This window comes from Methylophaga sp. UBA2012, assembly GCF_002335235.1.
GTDB classification, from domain to species: Bacteria; Pseudomonadota; Gammaproteobacteria; order Nitrosococcales; family Methylophagaceae; genus Methylophaga; species Methylophaga thalassica.
In genome coordinates, this window is the sequence record NZ_DDCG01000014.1 from 63349 (window position 1) to 77678 (window position 14330).

The 14330-nt window shown below is 43.2% G+C and carries 13 protein-coding genes; 3 read left to right on the forward strand and 10 right to left on the reverse strand.

Features of this window, described 5'->3' with window-relative positions; translation table 11 throughout:
- The first annotated feature begins 33 nt into the window (after nucleotides 1–33).
- Nucleotides 34–2313, forward strand: a complete 2280-nt coding sequence (gene metE / locus B2248_RS10940) for a 5-methyltetrahydropteroyltriglutamate--homocysteine S-methyltransferase (protein WP_273179174.1) — start codon at nucleotides 34–36, stop codon at nucleotides 2311–2313.
- Nucleotides 2314–2349: 36 nt separating this feature from the next.
- On the opposite strand, the gene B2248_RS10945 is transcribed toward metE, so the two are convergent.
- Nucleotides 2350–3279, reverse strand: coding sequence for a LysR family transcriptional regulator (locus B2248_RS10945; RefSeq protein ID WP_273179175.1), 930 nt, complete (start codon nucleotides 3277–3279; stop codon nucleotides 2350–2352).
- A 126-nt stretch (nucleotides 3280–3405) separates the two neighbouring features.
- Here B2248_RS10945 and B2248_RS10950 point away from each other — a divergent pair, with 126 nt between their 5' ends.
- A complete protein-coding gene (locus B2248_RS10950) occupies nucleotides 3406–3663 on the forward strand; it encodes a DUF2798 domain-containing protein (RefSeq protein WP_273179176.1) in 258 nt (85 codons plus the stop codon).
- 88 nt (nucleotides 3664–3751) lie between these two features.
- On the opposite strand, the gene B2248_RS10955 is transcribed toward B2248_RS10950, so the two are convergent.
- From B2248_RS10955 to B2248_RS10975, 5 genes are all read right to left on the reverse strand, one after another.
- A complete protein-coding gene (locus B2248_RS10955) occupies nucleotides 3752–4618 on the reverse strand; it encodes a DNA ligase (RefSeq protein ID WP_273179177.1) in 867 nt (288 codons plus the stop codon).
- A 70-nt stretch (nucleotides 4619–4688) separates the two neighbouring features.
- On the reverse strand, nucleotides 4689–5375 hold the full coding sequence (locus tag B2248_RS10960; protein WP_007144261.1) for a (5-formylfuran-3-yl)methyl phosphate synthase: 687 nt from the start codon (nucleotides 5373–5375) through the stop codon (nucleotides 4689–4691).
- Entirely contained in the window at nucleotides 5365–5943 is a 579-nt protein-coding gene (locus B2248_RS10965; RefSeq protein ID WP_273179179.1) for a DUF447 domain-containing protein, read from the reverse strand. The genes B2248_RS10960 and B2248_RS10965 overlap by 11 nt, the downstream gene beginning before the upstream one ends.
- Nucleotides 5915–7486, reverse strand: a complete 1572-nt coding sequence (locus tag B2248_RS10970; RefSeq protein ID WP_273179181.1) for a DUF6513 domain-containing protein — start codon at nucleotides 7484–7486, stop codon at nucleotides 5915–5917. Before B2248_RS10970 ends, B2248_RS10965 begins: the two co-directional genes overlap by 29 nt.
- A 7-nt stretch (nucleotides 7487–7493) precedes the next feature.
- Entirely contained in the window at nucleotides 7494–8042 is a 549-nt protein-coding gene (locus tag B2248_RS10975) for a flavoprotein (RefSeq protein ID WP_007144258.1), read from the reverse strand.
- Between the two features lie 140 nt (nucleotides 8043–8182).
- Here B2248_RS10975 and B2248_RS10980 point away from each other — a divergent pair, with 140 nt between their 5' ends.
- Nucleotides 8183–9496 (forward strand): NAD(P)/FAD-dependent oxidoreductase, encoded by a 1314-nt coding sequence (locus tag B2248_RS10980; RefSeq protein WP_273179184.1) that lies wholly within the window; start codon nucleotides 8183–8185, stop codon nucleotides 9494–9496.
- A 72-nt stretch (nucleotides 9497–9568) separates the two neighbouring features.
- On the opposite strand, the gene B2248_RS10985 is transcribed toward B2248_RS10980, so the two are convergent.
- From B2248_RS10985 to rd, 4 genes are all read right to left on the reverse strand, one after another.
- Complete coding sequence (locus B2248_RS10985) at nucleotides 9569–10132, reverse strand: cytochrome b (protein ID WP_007144256.1); 564 nt, start codon at nucleotides 10130–10132, stop codon at nucleotides 9569–9571.
- An 87-nt stretch (nucleotides 10133–10219) separates the two neighbouring features.
- Complete coding sequence (gene gyrB, locus B2248_RS10990; RefSeq protein ID WP_007144255.1) at nucleotides 10220–12640, reverse strand: DNA topoisomerase (ATP-hydrolyzing) subunit B; 2421 nt, start codon at nucleotides 12638–12640, stop codon at nucleotides 10220–10222.
- Nucleotides 12641–12722: 82 nt separating this feature from the next.
- Nucleotides 12723–13799: a DNA replication/repair protein RecF gene (gene recF / locus B2248_RS10995; RefSeq protein ID WP_273179187.1), complete on the reverse strand. Its 1077-nt coding sequence runs from the start codon at nucleotides 13797–13799 to the stop codon at nucleotides 12723–12725.
- Between the two features lie 177 nt (nucleotides 13800–13976).
- The gene (rd, locus tag B2248_RS11000; RefSeq protein ID WP_273179189.1) at nucleotides 13977–14141 is read right to left on the reverse strand and encodes a rubredoxin; all 165 of its coding nucleotides are present in this window, start codon (nucleotides 14139–14141) and stop codon (nucleotides 13977–13979) included.
- Nucleotides 14142–14330: the final 189 nt, after the last annotated feature.

Genomic DNA, 14330 nt, shown 5'->3' on the forward strand with positions numbered 1-14330 from the left:
TACAATGGCCCACGATTTGTAAAGGAACATAACATGGTAAAAACACATAACCTTGGCTTCCCACGTATAGGGAAGAAACGAGAATTAAAATTTGCTCTAGAAGCCTACTGGCGTGGTGAGACATCGCTTATTGATCTGGAACAGCAAGCAGCCGAATTAAGAAAAAAACACTGGAATAGCCAAAAAAAGCTGGATTTTAGTCCTGTAGGCGACTTCTCATTTTATGATCATGTACTAGACACCAGCTTACTGGTAGGTAACTTGCCTCGACGCGCTCGTAGTGAATTGTCTGAACTGGACCAATACTTTCAAGCCGCCAGAGGTCAAACCAGCAAAACCGTTGAACAAACGTCTGTAGCAGCAGCTGAAATGACTAAATGGTTTGACACAAATTATCATTATCTGGTCCCGGAATTCGACGCAGATACCACATTTGAACTTCATGCTGAGCGCTATCTGTCTTACGTAAGAGAAGCAACGCAGCAAGGCGTCAATGCCAAACCCGTTATTCTCGGCCCCGTCAGCTACCTTTGGCTAGGTAAAAGCAAGGATGATAGCAACAAACTTGACCTGCTACCTAAACTCTTGTCCGTATACGAAGCTTTGTTAAACCTGTTAGCAAAAGAAGGTATTGACTGGGTACAAATCGATGAAGCCATCCTTGTTACGGAACTGGATAAGGACTGGCAGCATGCACTAAACCAGGCCTACTTTGCTTTAAACAAAACACCGGTTAAATTACTGCTGACCACTTATTTTGGCAGTCTGAAAGAAAACCTGCAGCTGGCCTGTGAATTACCCACAGCAGGGCTGCATATTGATGCCATTAATGCTCGAGATGAAGTCATTAAGGTAGTCGACTGGTTACCACCACATAAAGTGTTATCTATCGGCATAATCAATGGAAGAAATATCTGGAAGACCGACCTTAACGCAACGCTGGATTGGCTCGAACCTGTTTATATACGTCTTCAGCAACGGCTTTGGTTGGCGCCATCCTGTTCGTTATTGCATGTTCCTGTCGACTTAAACAGCGAAACGGATATCGATACTGAAGTAAAAGATTGGCTGGCATTTGCTGAGCAAAAGCTCGATGAACTGGCTATTGTCGCCACCGCGCTGAATGAAGGCCGTAAGGCCGTTGCAGCAGAACTAACCGAAAATGCTAACTCGATTGCGCATCGACAAAACTCCACGCGAGTTCACCGTAGTGACATTCAACAGCGTCTGCAATCAGTTACCGATGCCATGGCAAATCGCCAACAACCTTATGCAGAACGCGCTGAATTACAGCGTAGCAAGGTCAAGCTACCGCTTTACCCCACGACCACCATTGGCTCGTTTCCACAAACCACCGATATTCGGCAAACACGTCAATTGTTTCGTAAAGGAGAGATAGACTTTACCGCCTACCAAGCCAAAATGCACCAACAGATCCAGCTGGCAATTGAAGAGCAGGAAAAAGTTGGGCTGGATGTTCTGGTGCACGGTGAAGCAGAGCGAAACGATATGGTGGAATACTTCGGCGAACAACTCGATGGTTATATCTTCAGCCGGTTTGCTTGGGTGCAATCTTACGGTTCACGCTGTGTTAAACCTCCTATCATCTTTGGGGATATCGCACGACCCCGTGCAATGACCGTCGACTGGATTAATTATGCTCAATCACTGACCGATAAGCCTGTAAAAGGCATGCTGACTGGCCCTGTCACCATGCTGAACTGGTCCTTTGTTCGTGATGATCAACCACGTTCAGACACGTGTTTACAACTGGCCCTGGCCATTCGTGATGAAGTACTGGATCTTGAAAAGTCTGGGGTTAACATCATTCAAATCGATGAAGCGGCATTACGCGAAGGGCTACCACTGCGTCGTGCTGAATGGCAAGACTACCTTGACTGGGCGGTACGTTGTTTCCGAGTCACTGCCAATGGCGTAGCGAATGAAACGCAAATCCATACCCATATGTGCTATTCCGAGTTCAATGACATTATTGAATCAATTGCTGCGATGGATGCTGATGTCATCACCATTGAAACCTCACGGTCAGATATGGAACTGTTGGATGTCTTTAATGCCTTTGATTACCCCAATGAAATTGGACCGGGTGTATATGACATCCATACACCGAATATTCCTAATGTGGAGTACATGAAAACCCTGATGAAAAAAGCGGCACAGCGAATTCCGGCTGAACGTTTGTGGGTCAACCCCGACTGTGGCCTGAAAACCCGTCAATGGGCAGAAGTGAAACCCGCGCTGGAAGCCATGGTTGAAGCCGCCAGGGAGTTACGCCAATCTCAGGCAGCTTAGCGTAATGGATGGGTGGAGTAGGGGACTTAATGGTACCTACTCCCCCTTATCCCAGCTATTAGGTAAATTCTGATGCAAAAAGTCCTGAAAAACCCGTACTTTTAGCGTTTTTGCAAAACGATCAGCAACACAAAAATAATAATCTAAAGGTTCCGCTTCACCGTGAAGTTCAGAGTGATTGCCAGCTTCAAATAAGGGAATGAGTCTTCCTTGAGCAATATAAGGGGTTGCAACGAAAGCCGCTAATCTCGCAATACCGCCACCGGCAACGGTGATATTTGCCAACATATCAATATCATCACAAACCATGGCTGTTCTGACTTCTGGTTGGAAACGTTCACCATGTCTTATAAAAGACCACCCGACTATTTTTTCATCAACAGGAATTTTAAACAGCAAACATCTATGCTGACGTAATTCAGCAATAGAATCTGGAACACCATTTTTATCTAGATAATCAGGGGAAGCACAATAAACAAGCGGAACGGTAGTAAGTCGATTCGCCACCAGGCTATCATCCAGTTGCTCTCGAATTCGAATACTGACATCAATGCCTTCCTGCCGATGGTCAACATGTCTGTCACTGGCCATAAGCTCTATACTCAGTTCTGGATACTGCTCATAAAACATGGGGAGTAACGGAGCTAATACATGCCGTGCAAAGGCTGCAGAGCAGGCTATTTTCAGTCGTCCAGACACTTTACCATCAACTAATGAAACAGCTTCTGCCGCCAGCTCCATCTCTTGCAACAGACCTTTTACTCGCTGGTAATAAACTTCTCCGCTATCTGTTAATGCCAGACTTCTTGTCGTTCTGGTAAGTAAACGTGTAGCTAAAGCAGACTCTAATCGGGCAATATTCTGGCTGACCGCCGCTGCGCTAATACCTAACCTTCTTGATGCGGCTGCAAGACTGCCTAACTCCACCGATCTGACAAAACTCTCTACACCACGCATCGTATCCATCTGTTGATACCCTATAAGCAACACAACATTACTAACTTTAACATAATAATTTATTTAGTTTATACCCTCTATTTACTTAACAGTAACATGGTTAAACTTCTCACCATAAATTAAGAGGAGTCAGTAATGAAAACAAAGAAGTTACCCGTCAAATTGACATCTTATGTATTTGCTTTTTATATGGCAGGGATTATGGCCATGTTAATGTGCTTAATTATTACTGGCGTTAACCAGGGTTGGTCTTCGCACTACATCAGTGATGTTTTACATGCTTATAAAATTGCGATGCCAGCGGCCTTTATTTGCGTTCTTATTGTCAGACCTATAGTAGCTATCCTGGTGAAAAAACCGTTCACGTTAGCTAAAATTAAACATATACAGTGATACAAACCGACCATACATTGTTACGTTTATATCACTGTTGAGAACACTAAAAATCAAACGCATGGCCAATTCTTCTTATTTGTCAGATTTAATCCAGCTCGGTGTCACGGATACGCAAAAAACGAGCAAAACGTGGCAAGCCATTTTTGGTATAACCTTGATAACGATAGGTGATAACCGTGCCAATCGCAGGCGGATTTAGGCGATCTTGATCGGATAAACCACTGCCGATAGCGAAAATTTGACCTCGGTCATTTTTAACGCGTAAGGCACCTAACTGATGGGTATATTTGCCTTTACCAGGCAGATGTCCAATAACGACGGCTTCTTCATCGTCGTAAGGTTTTAATTTTAATAATGCTTCTGTTCTGCCACCCTGATGTTTGGCAGAGGCGAGGTGTAGAATCAGACCTTCCGCGCCGTGCTCAAGCTTTTGCTGTAATAGGTCTTGTAATGCGCTATCACTCGCAACGCGTTGTTGTTTAACTGTTTTGAGATGAGGCAGATCTAGTTTAGTGATTAAACGAGTGTAGTTTTGATAACGTTGCTCAAACGGCAATTTTTTATCAGGCATATCAAATACGCGGTAACTAACATGTTGCCACTCCTCATCAACGGGTGTTTTTGTTCTCACAATACCACTGAGCCGGGCAAAGTCCTGATGCGTTGTCCACAACTCACCGTCCAACCACACATCAGGGAGGGGAGCAGTAAACCATTCCGGGGCATTAATACGGTTTCCACTTCGCGTCAGTAGTTCTGTGCCGGTCCATATAGCTCGAACACCATCAAATTTCTCGCTGACGAGGTAGGCTGATATTGGCTCAGCATTGTCTGACTTATACACACTGGCCAGCTGCACTGGCGGCATGGCCTGAGCAGCATGAACGATCCCGTTAAAGGTAAGCAGGGTAAGAATTAAAAAAACACGGATAAAACGTTGAACAAGTTGCATGTTCGCCTCCTTGCGATTTAATGATGACCTATTTCACTGGCGTCCTGCCAATAAAGCCTGCTGATAACGTTTACTGTAACGCTGACGCGATAGTTTTGGCCAATGTTACGGATAAGGTTCCATTTCGTTTTCGGTCTGGACAAAGGGCACTGCGAAAGCCAAGATAGTCCGGCTGTAATGTTCGCAGGGTAGCAATGTCATCAATGCGTAATGCACCTGCTAAGCCACATAATTGTTGTGCATCTTTTACGACGTTTACAAAGTCAGTCAGGGCATCAACGGACCAAAGATCCAACAAGGAACGACCATTTTTTTCAGCGGTATCGATCATTACACCGCTAAATCCTGTCTGCAATACCTGTTTTATCACATCCTTTTCATAGTGACGGTCAGCAAACGTCACGGCAATGACCGGTGTATTAAGTTGTTTGATAACCGGCGTTAATTCTTGCAGACATTCAGCCTGCTCATCGCCGCCAAATAAGCCTACTTTGACATAATCCACACCTGTTTCAGCCATCTTCATAATTGCAGGTTCAATGAATTGAACCTGCATTGGCAAATCACCAACTGTGGCACTGGTTAAACACCGACCTGATGCCCATTTGACGACATTTTTCACCACATCCAGTGGCAGGGCACCCAAGGCGCCTTGTGCCGGTTGTTTCATGTCGAGTATATCTGGCAGACACTCGTTCAAGCTTTGCGCTTCTTCCAGCGATTGCACGCTGGCAAGCCACTTTGTGTTATTCGACATCGATACCTGCTTGTTTAACCTTTTCCATTAACCATCCCCAGGCTTCCCACTCGCGTTCTCCCGCGGTTTTTTCCATACCAATGGTTAAGTAGTTAATTTCATCGCGAATTTTTTGTTCCGGCAGCATGGACAGTCGACTGACCAAAATCGCGGCTTCAATCACGGCGCTTTGGGCACGGTTATAACCACGAAATAAGCCGTGTTGCTGTTCATTTACCACAGCACCATAAAAACATGCACGCGGATCATCGTCATCCACATTCTGAATTGTGATTTCACTATGACTTAGCGCATCCGTCAAATAGAGCCCATCCACCTTTTCGCATGGTGATGTTGGCCATTGTCGATGCCCTGTTAATGCCCCAGCAAATACACGAACATCATCAATATAATTAATACTACACGACCGCTGGTTCATCAGATTGTTGTATGTTGTTGAGGGTTTAAATGGTTTTATTTGAAAGTAATTATTTACTTCACTAATTCCCATCGGCGCATGATGCGCCGTACCATCAGCATTTTTTGTTGTTACGATGACTTCATGAATCTTTGCGGTCAGCCGTGCCACAGGGGCGCTCCTTTTTCTTTTTATCGGACTCTGCCGTTCCACAGGCCGTACGTCGTTTTTTCACTTTAGGGGCTTTCTCATCACGCACGATTTTTTTCATACTTTCTCGCGCGGTATCACTGGCCTCAGCTGTCCCGCAGGCACGTTGTTTCTTTGTTTTCTTCATCGTGGTGCCTTCTTCTCTCTGCTCGCTGAGATCGTCTTCCTCTCTCGATACAGCACAACCCCACTGAAGTTCTTCATCCTGAGTATAACGTTTACCTAATTCCCAGGCTGTTTGTGCTCTGGCAAGTTCCACACCCAAGTAAAATGCATGTCCAGGATCATTTTCTACTTCAAGGTGTGGATAAAACTCAAACGGATCCACATCATGAATAATACCGTCACGATTAAACAAATAGATGCCATCAGCTGCAATTTTTATACGATAGTTCGGATCTTTAATGTTTTCAGCCAGCGCTATAATTTCATCCCGACTATCCGTAAAGGGTTTCCGTTCATGCGCAACTAGAAGGTCAGCCGTAAAATCTCGCGGTAAACTATTATCCTGTTTGGCTGCATACATCATTCTCCTTGACACATCCGCTTCCCTGATAGCTCGTCGCGCATGCGGGCTGACTTCGGTAGCCAAAACACAACTCACATTCAACTCTGAAATAATGCCAAACAGCATCGCATTGATGCCGCTGGTGTCTGCATCTGTAAGCTCAGTTAAATTACCCACTCCCATCATTATGGGAATATCAGGGTATTTTTCTCTTAATTGATAATAACGAACGATAGACGCTGTCAGGCCAAAATGGATAGGATCCAATATTGGATCAGCAATATACGGTTTGCCCCATCGTTCCATTGTTTCCATCGCTCGCTCTAATGACTCGAGTGAACCTGGTTCAGCTGGAACTAATATCGGTATAGCATCGGTTTCTTTAGCAAGGTCGATGGTTTTTTCAGTAAGGCTCAATAAGTAGTCCGCGCCAGCATTAGCGGCTCTTTTTAAGTCCGGCAATGATAGTGAGTCCACACTTACTTTAAAACCATTATCATGTAATGCTTTAACAGCTTCTTCAAGGTGTGGAAATGACTCTTGAGGTAAGCAACCAATATCAATGACATCGGCACCATTATCACGGTAATAGTTTGCTCGGTCGATAATGCTATCAATCGTACGTTCTGGTGCATCAACAATTTCGGCGAAAATATCAACGGAATAGCGGCTCAGATCGGGGCGTCTTTTTGCTCGACCAAAGTGGATTGGCAGATCCTTAATTTCATCTGGTCCACGTGTTATTTTAATACCTAATTCTTTACCCAGCGCTTCAAGGTCACCACGGCACCGCCCCGGTACGATAATTTCGTCACAGTCCTGATAGTCTTCTGCTTTAAGCCTGCGTGCGATCATCGCATCCGTTATCAACGCCGCCACCGACGCACCAATTTGGTGTACCCGGTAATCAAATGGCAGGGGTGCCATTTCCTGTAAAACCTTATTTACACTTGGTTCTGCAAGCTTGCCGGTGATAAACAAAATTCTTTCAGACATGCGGGACTCAGCCCACCTCTTTCAGGCGTATTTTCAGTGCAGCAAACAGCTGGTCAGCATCGTCTACGACGGTGGTTGCTTCGAATGTTTTCAACGTCTTGGTGTGCTCAAGATCGATCCTGCGTGGCCAAACACGCACGATTCGATCTGGTGCAGGTGTATCAATCTCCGGCTCAGAGTCACAGGCCAGTACGATACTTGGGATTTGGCACTTACCTGCCTGAGCAAAAATGTTTGTCACTAAGGTGTCAGAAATGCCTAATACCATCTTAGCCACGGTATTAGATGTCGCTGGTGCTACTACTAAACTATGGTAATCACCTCGATAAAAAAGGCCCACAGGTGGCGCACTGGCCGCTCTGTCACGGTAAACCCGTCCCTCTGGTACTTGGGATTTTGGGTCATATCCGTACATTCTCACGACTTCTTCACCTGCACGGCTATAAAACAAGTCCACATCCTCTAATTCCCGGACAATTTCCAGACACTCTTTCAGGTAATGCCCTGAGCCAGTAACAGCCCAAGCCAGACGAGGTTTTTCAGGCCTTGCTTGCATTTCATTTCTCTGTGAATAAGTTAAGGTGTAAATTTTGCCAGACTAAACAGATATAGTAAAAATAAGATAGGTTTTATAAGGTTTTTTACGTTAAAATCGATAACTCATTGTAATTTTGCGTCAGATTGGAGCCTTTGCGAATGTCTAACAGTATTCCAAAAATTGTGGTTGTCGGTGGTGGAGCAGGTGGCCTTGAATTGGTCACTAAACTCGGCAAAAAACTGGGTAAAAAGGGCAAGGCTGAAATTACGCTTGTCGATAATACGCACACTCACATCTGGAAACCACTTCTTCATGAAGTTGCAGCAGGCACACTCGATTCTCACGAAGACGAAATTGAATACCTGAGTCAGGCAAACGCCAGCGGTTTCCGCTTCCGTCTTGGCAAAATGGATGGCCTCGACAGAAACCGCAAAACAATATCTCTTGCACCAACACTCAACCCCGATGGTATTGAGATTATTCCTCGTCGTGAATTTGAATATGACTATCTTGTGATATCTGTCGGCAGTGTAAGCCATGACTTTGGTATAAAAGGCGTCCGCGATCATTGTTTGTTCCTCGATACAACTAAGCAAGCTGAATCTTTCCAGAATAAACTGCTTGAGGCTTATCTGCGCGCGCATACGCAAGGCAAACCGCTAGACGAAGGCCAGCTAAACATCGCGATTGTCGGCGCGGGGGCTACTGGTATCGAACTTAGTGCTCAACTGCATGAGGTTTCTCACTTACTGACGGCTTATGGGCTGGATGAAGTGCAACCTCAGGACGTGAAAATTAGTATCATCGAAGCGGCAAACCGTGTTTTGCCAGGTTTACCTGAAAACTTATCAGCAGCGACCACCAGTGAACTTACAAAACTGGGGGTTGATGTTCTCACCGGGGAACGCGTCGTAGAAGTCAACGATAAGGCCATATTTACTGAGAGTGGCAAAACCATCCCTGCATCTATAAAAGTCTGGGCTGCAGGTATTAAAGCACCTGAATTCCTGAAAGATATCGCTGGACTTGAAACTAACTGGATGAATCAACTTGTTGTCAGACAGACACTGCAAACAACTCTTGACGATGATATTTACGCCATTGGCGATTGCTGTGCATGTAAATGGCAGGGTCACGATGAAAATGTTCCACCACGCGCGCAAGCAGCCCATCAAATGGCATCTGTTGTATACAAGTCAATACGTAACAGGATGGCAGGTAAGGTAGCACCTGAATTTGAATATCATGATTACGGTTCTCTGGTCTCTCTTGGTAAGTACAGTACTGTTGGTAACCTGATGGGCAACCTGAGCAAAGGTAGTTTGATGATTGAGGGCTTTATGGCGCGTCTCATGTATCTGTCGCTGTATAAGATGCATCAGGTAGCCTTATTTGGGCCTTTCCGTGTAGCGATGCTGTCGTTATCACATATCTTTAGACGTAGCGTACATCCTAAAATCAAACTTCATTAAGCCTCTTTTCTCGCTTAACGATATAAAAAAAGGCCCTGTCAGGGCCTTTTTTATTCCGAGATGCCTCATTATTTATTTTCTGGAAAATAATGACATTCGCTGATTAATAGTATTACCACTAAGGCGGTGTTTTACTGCTGCGCCGATATGAATGACTAGTATAGCGATCAATGTAAATGCAAGAATTTCATGTATTTCACTGAAATACTCTCTCATATCAGGATCCGCTTCAGCCAGCCTGGGTAACACAATGCCCCAGAGCTTAGTATCGTATTTGCTGTACATTGACTGAAGATATCCGGTGAAAGGCATAGCAACCATCAATACATATAATAGCCCATGAACGCCACCAGAAAGCCGCTGTTGCCACGATGGAATGTAAGAGGGTAGTTGTGGTGCTTTGTGTGATAATCGCCACGCTATGCGCAGCACAATGAGAACAGCGACACTTATACCGAGTGACTTGTGCAATAAAAACCAAAACGCCCTTACACTCTCCTGGCCTGGCGGTAATTCCCATTCTTTGGGAAGCTGAACCATATACAGCCCAATAGCAATCATCGCTAATATCGCCAGTGCGATTAACCAATGCAAGATTCTTTGTACCAAGTCATACTGATTTTCAGTTTCGGACATACCGTTTCCTTCACTTTCTTTTATGCATAAAAAAGTCACACAACCTATCGGCTGTATGACTTATTTAATCAGGAAAGATTCCTGGATTTAGATATCCAGATTCGAGACCTGTAATGCATGTGTTTCAATAAATTCTCTACGCGGTTCAACATTATCACCCATCAGCGTGTTGAATGTTTCATCGGCTGCAATAGCATCATTGATTCTTACCTGAAGTAGTCTACGTTTAGACTTATCCATTGTGGTTTCCCATAATTGATCAGGATTCATCTCTCCCAGACCTTTATAGCGCTGGACATGTTGCCCTCGTCTGGCTTCGGCTAACAACCAAGTGACCGCTTGTGAGAAATAACTGACTTCTTGTTGTCTTTCACCACGTTCAACCCGTGCACCATCACCGAACAAACCATTGATTTTATTAGAAAATACTAAAATCTTCTGATATTCAGTACTATCAAAGAATTCACCCGGTACGTGATAGTCTGTGCTGATACCATGTCTGCTATAGCTAATATTAATGGTACCGACGGGCTCATTTTCCTGACGTTTGATGCTCAGTTTAAATTGTGTACCTGTCGGCAGTCCTTTGTTTAAAGCAACTTCAATATTTGCTAGCCATGCATTAATCGCCGCATCATCATTCATGTCTGGAATCTGAGGCTCGTACACCAATTTATCCAGAAACGCAGGGTAATAATGATTAGACAATCTACCAATAATTGAATTGACCGTTTGATATTCCGTTACTAGAGACGCCAGTGCAGTACCTTCAATCGGTTGAGCATTTTCTGCCGGATATAATTTCGCATTCGTTAATGCTACTTCAGTAAGATAACGCTCCATCTCAGCATCATCTTTTACGTAACGTTCTTGTTTCCCTTTTTTAATTTTATATAAAGGTGGCTGTGCAATATAAACATGGCCACGCTCTATTAACTCGGGCATCTGACGATAAAAGAATGTCAGTAGAAGCGTACGAATATGTGAACCGTCAACGTCAGCATCCGTCATGATAATAATATGATGATATCTGAGCTTTTCAGGATCATATTCATCACGACCAATACCGCAGCCCAAAGCCGTAATTAATGTTCCGACTTCTGCAGAGCTGATCATTTTGTCAAAACGCGCTCTTTCTACGTTAAGAATTTTTCCCTTCAGCGGTAATATCGCTTGTGTACGACGGTCACGGCCTTGTTTGGCACTACCACCTGCCGAGTCCCCTTCCACTAAGAATAATTCTGATAGGGCAGGGTCTCTCTCTTGGCAGTCTGCTAGTTTACCTGGTAGTCCGGCAATATCTAATACACCTTTTCGGCGTGTCAATTCTCTCGCTTTTCTTGCTGCATCCCGAGCACGGGCGGCGTCAATCATTTTATTGGCGATTAATTTAGCATCGGTAGGATTTTCGATTAAGAAATCGTGGAAAAACTCATTCACATAAGATTCCACAATTGTTCTTACTTCTGACGACACCAACTTATCTTTTGTTTGAGAGCTAAACTTAGGATCCGGGACTTTAACCGATAGCACTGCTGTTAAGCCTTCGCGAGCATCGTCACCACTTGTTGTGACTTTAGACTTTTTCGCCAAACCTTCACTTTCAATATATTGATTTAAGGTTCTGGTCAGGGCTGCACGAAATCCAGCTAGGTGTGTACCACCATCACGTTGCGGAATATTATTGGTAAAGCAATAAATATTTTCTTGATATGAATCGTTCCATTGCATCGATAACTCGACAGCAACATCATCACGCACACCTGATATCTTGATAATATTTTCGTGGATCAAATCTTTGTTCTTATTAAGGTGCTGAACAAAAGCAGTGATACCACCTTCGTAAAAGAAGGTTTCTGTCTTTTCATTACGCTCATCGGTTAGAACGATTTTTACACCTGAATTCAGAAAAGCTAATTCACGGATACGTTTTGCCAAGATATTGTAGTCAAACGTCACGTTAGTGAATGTTTCTTCACTTGGCCAGAACTGAATTTTTGTTCCTGTTATCTCTGTGTCTGCAACATCTGTTAATGGCGAGTCGGGTACACCATGTGTATAGGTTTGTTTATAAACTCTGTTATTCCGATGAATTTCCATTGCCAGCTTTTTGGATAATGCATTAACAACAGAAACCCCCACACCGTGAAGTCCACCTGACACTTTGTATGAATTATCATCGAACTTACCGCCAGCATGAAGAACCGTCATGATAACTTCAGCAGCAGAAACACCTTCTTCTTCGTGGATGTCGACAGGAATGCCACGACCATTATCAATGACTGATACTGAATCATCTGGATGTATACGCACCTGAATTTCACTACAATGACCGGCTAACGCTTCATCAATTGCATTATCTAACACCTCGAAAACCATGTGGTGCAATCCTGTGCCATCATCGGTATCACCGATGTACATACCAGGTCTTTTTCTAACTGCATCAAGTCCTTTTAGGACTTTTATATTCGAAGAGTCGTAAGTGTTGTTGTTTTTTTCCGTTGTCATAATCAAACTATTCCTGGCCAAATGGAGGATGTGCTGAATAACCTTCTATTCTACTACTTATACAGGTTTGTTGACAGTCTCATTATGAAGCTATCATTTCACCTTGTTTCACGTGGAACACTTTTTCTTTGTCTGTATTGATTAATGATGCGAGTTCGCTATTTGTACTCGTTATGAAACTCTGTACAGGTAGATTTCGTAGTGTATCTATGACTGTTATTTGATGGTTCCAATCCAGCTCTGAGCTTAGATCATCAATCAATAAAACCGTGTTTTTGACATCTTTTTCGTTCAGTAAAATGATTATTTGTGCCATGCATAGGCCCAGGTAAAACAATTTTTGCTGTCCCCTAGAAAGCATTTCTTCAGCAGAGGCATCATTAATACGTAATGTCCAATCGGCAGAATGTGGACCATTGCGACTATAGCCCATAATCCGATCACGCTCATAATTTTCATCCAGGATTTCGGCTAAAGATTTTTCCTTACTCCAACCCTTGTTGTACTTGACGGTAAACTTGCAGTCACTCAGCGATGGACAGAGCTTATGGAATAATGGCTCAAAAACACTAACGAGCTTATCTAAATAAGCTTCACGATAGTCCGTTATAATTAAACCATGCTTTATTAAATATTGATTCCATAGTTCAGTCTCATTTCTAGACTTTTTGTTTTTTAATGCTGCATTCTTCTGAAGTAGCGCTTTTTTATACGTTTGCCAGTGATAATTAAATTTGTGTTCCACGTGGAACATACCCCAATCTATCATCTTGCGACGAAATTTTGGGCCTAACTCAAAAAACTGGTGACAATTTGCAGAAATAAATTGTAGAGGAGTGTTAACTGCCAAATCTGATAACTTTTTAAGCGGGGCATTATTCAAACGAATTTGCAGCCCTGACTGGATATCATATAACAGTCCAACCGGTGTCATTTCAGAGGAACGCGCAAAAAGCGTAAATTGAGAATATTCTAGCTGGACAATATTTTTCAGATGACGCGATCGAAATGATCTACCCATGGCAAGTAAGTGTAGAGCTTCAAGAATACTTGTTTTACCAGATCCATTTTCCCCAAGAATTAGGTTAATACCTTCAGAGGGGGATAGAGTAGCAGAACTAATATTACGAAAATGAGCGAGGGTCAGGTGTGAAAGCACAAGTAATCTTATACGACCAAACAATTATTTCTGAACAGCAAAAGAAATCAATAACCTCATATTTTGTTATCATTTACGACAAAACAATAAATAGAACACTTCTGTGAACTAATGTTCATGTACATAGAACCCATTTATCTATAAGATCAAGGCGTTTGATTTGGACAAAAGAAACTTCTAGATTTCTACCATTTCAAAATCGTCTTTGCCAACACCACATTCAGGACATTCCCAGTCTTCTGGAATATCTTCCCAAGCTGTTCCAGGGACAATTCCTTCTTCAGGTAAACCTTCTGCTTCATCGTAGATAAAACCACAAACAATACATTGCCATTTCTTCATTCTAAAACTCCGAGTATTTGAGAATAAAATCTAGTTATTATGAGTAAAGAATCTTAACAAAATTGAAGAGTTTGCGCTCAATCAATCCTCGTCAATAGACAATAATAAAACTATTAGCGTTACTGCAAGTCGATAAAGTAATAGATTAGGTTTAGCAGATATAATATTTATGCTATAAATCAATATAAA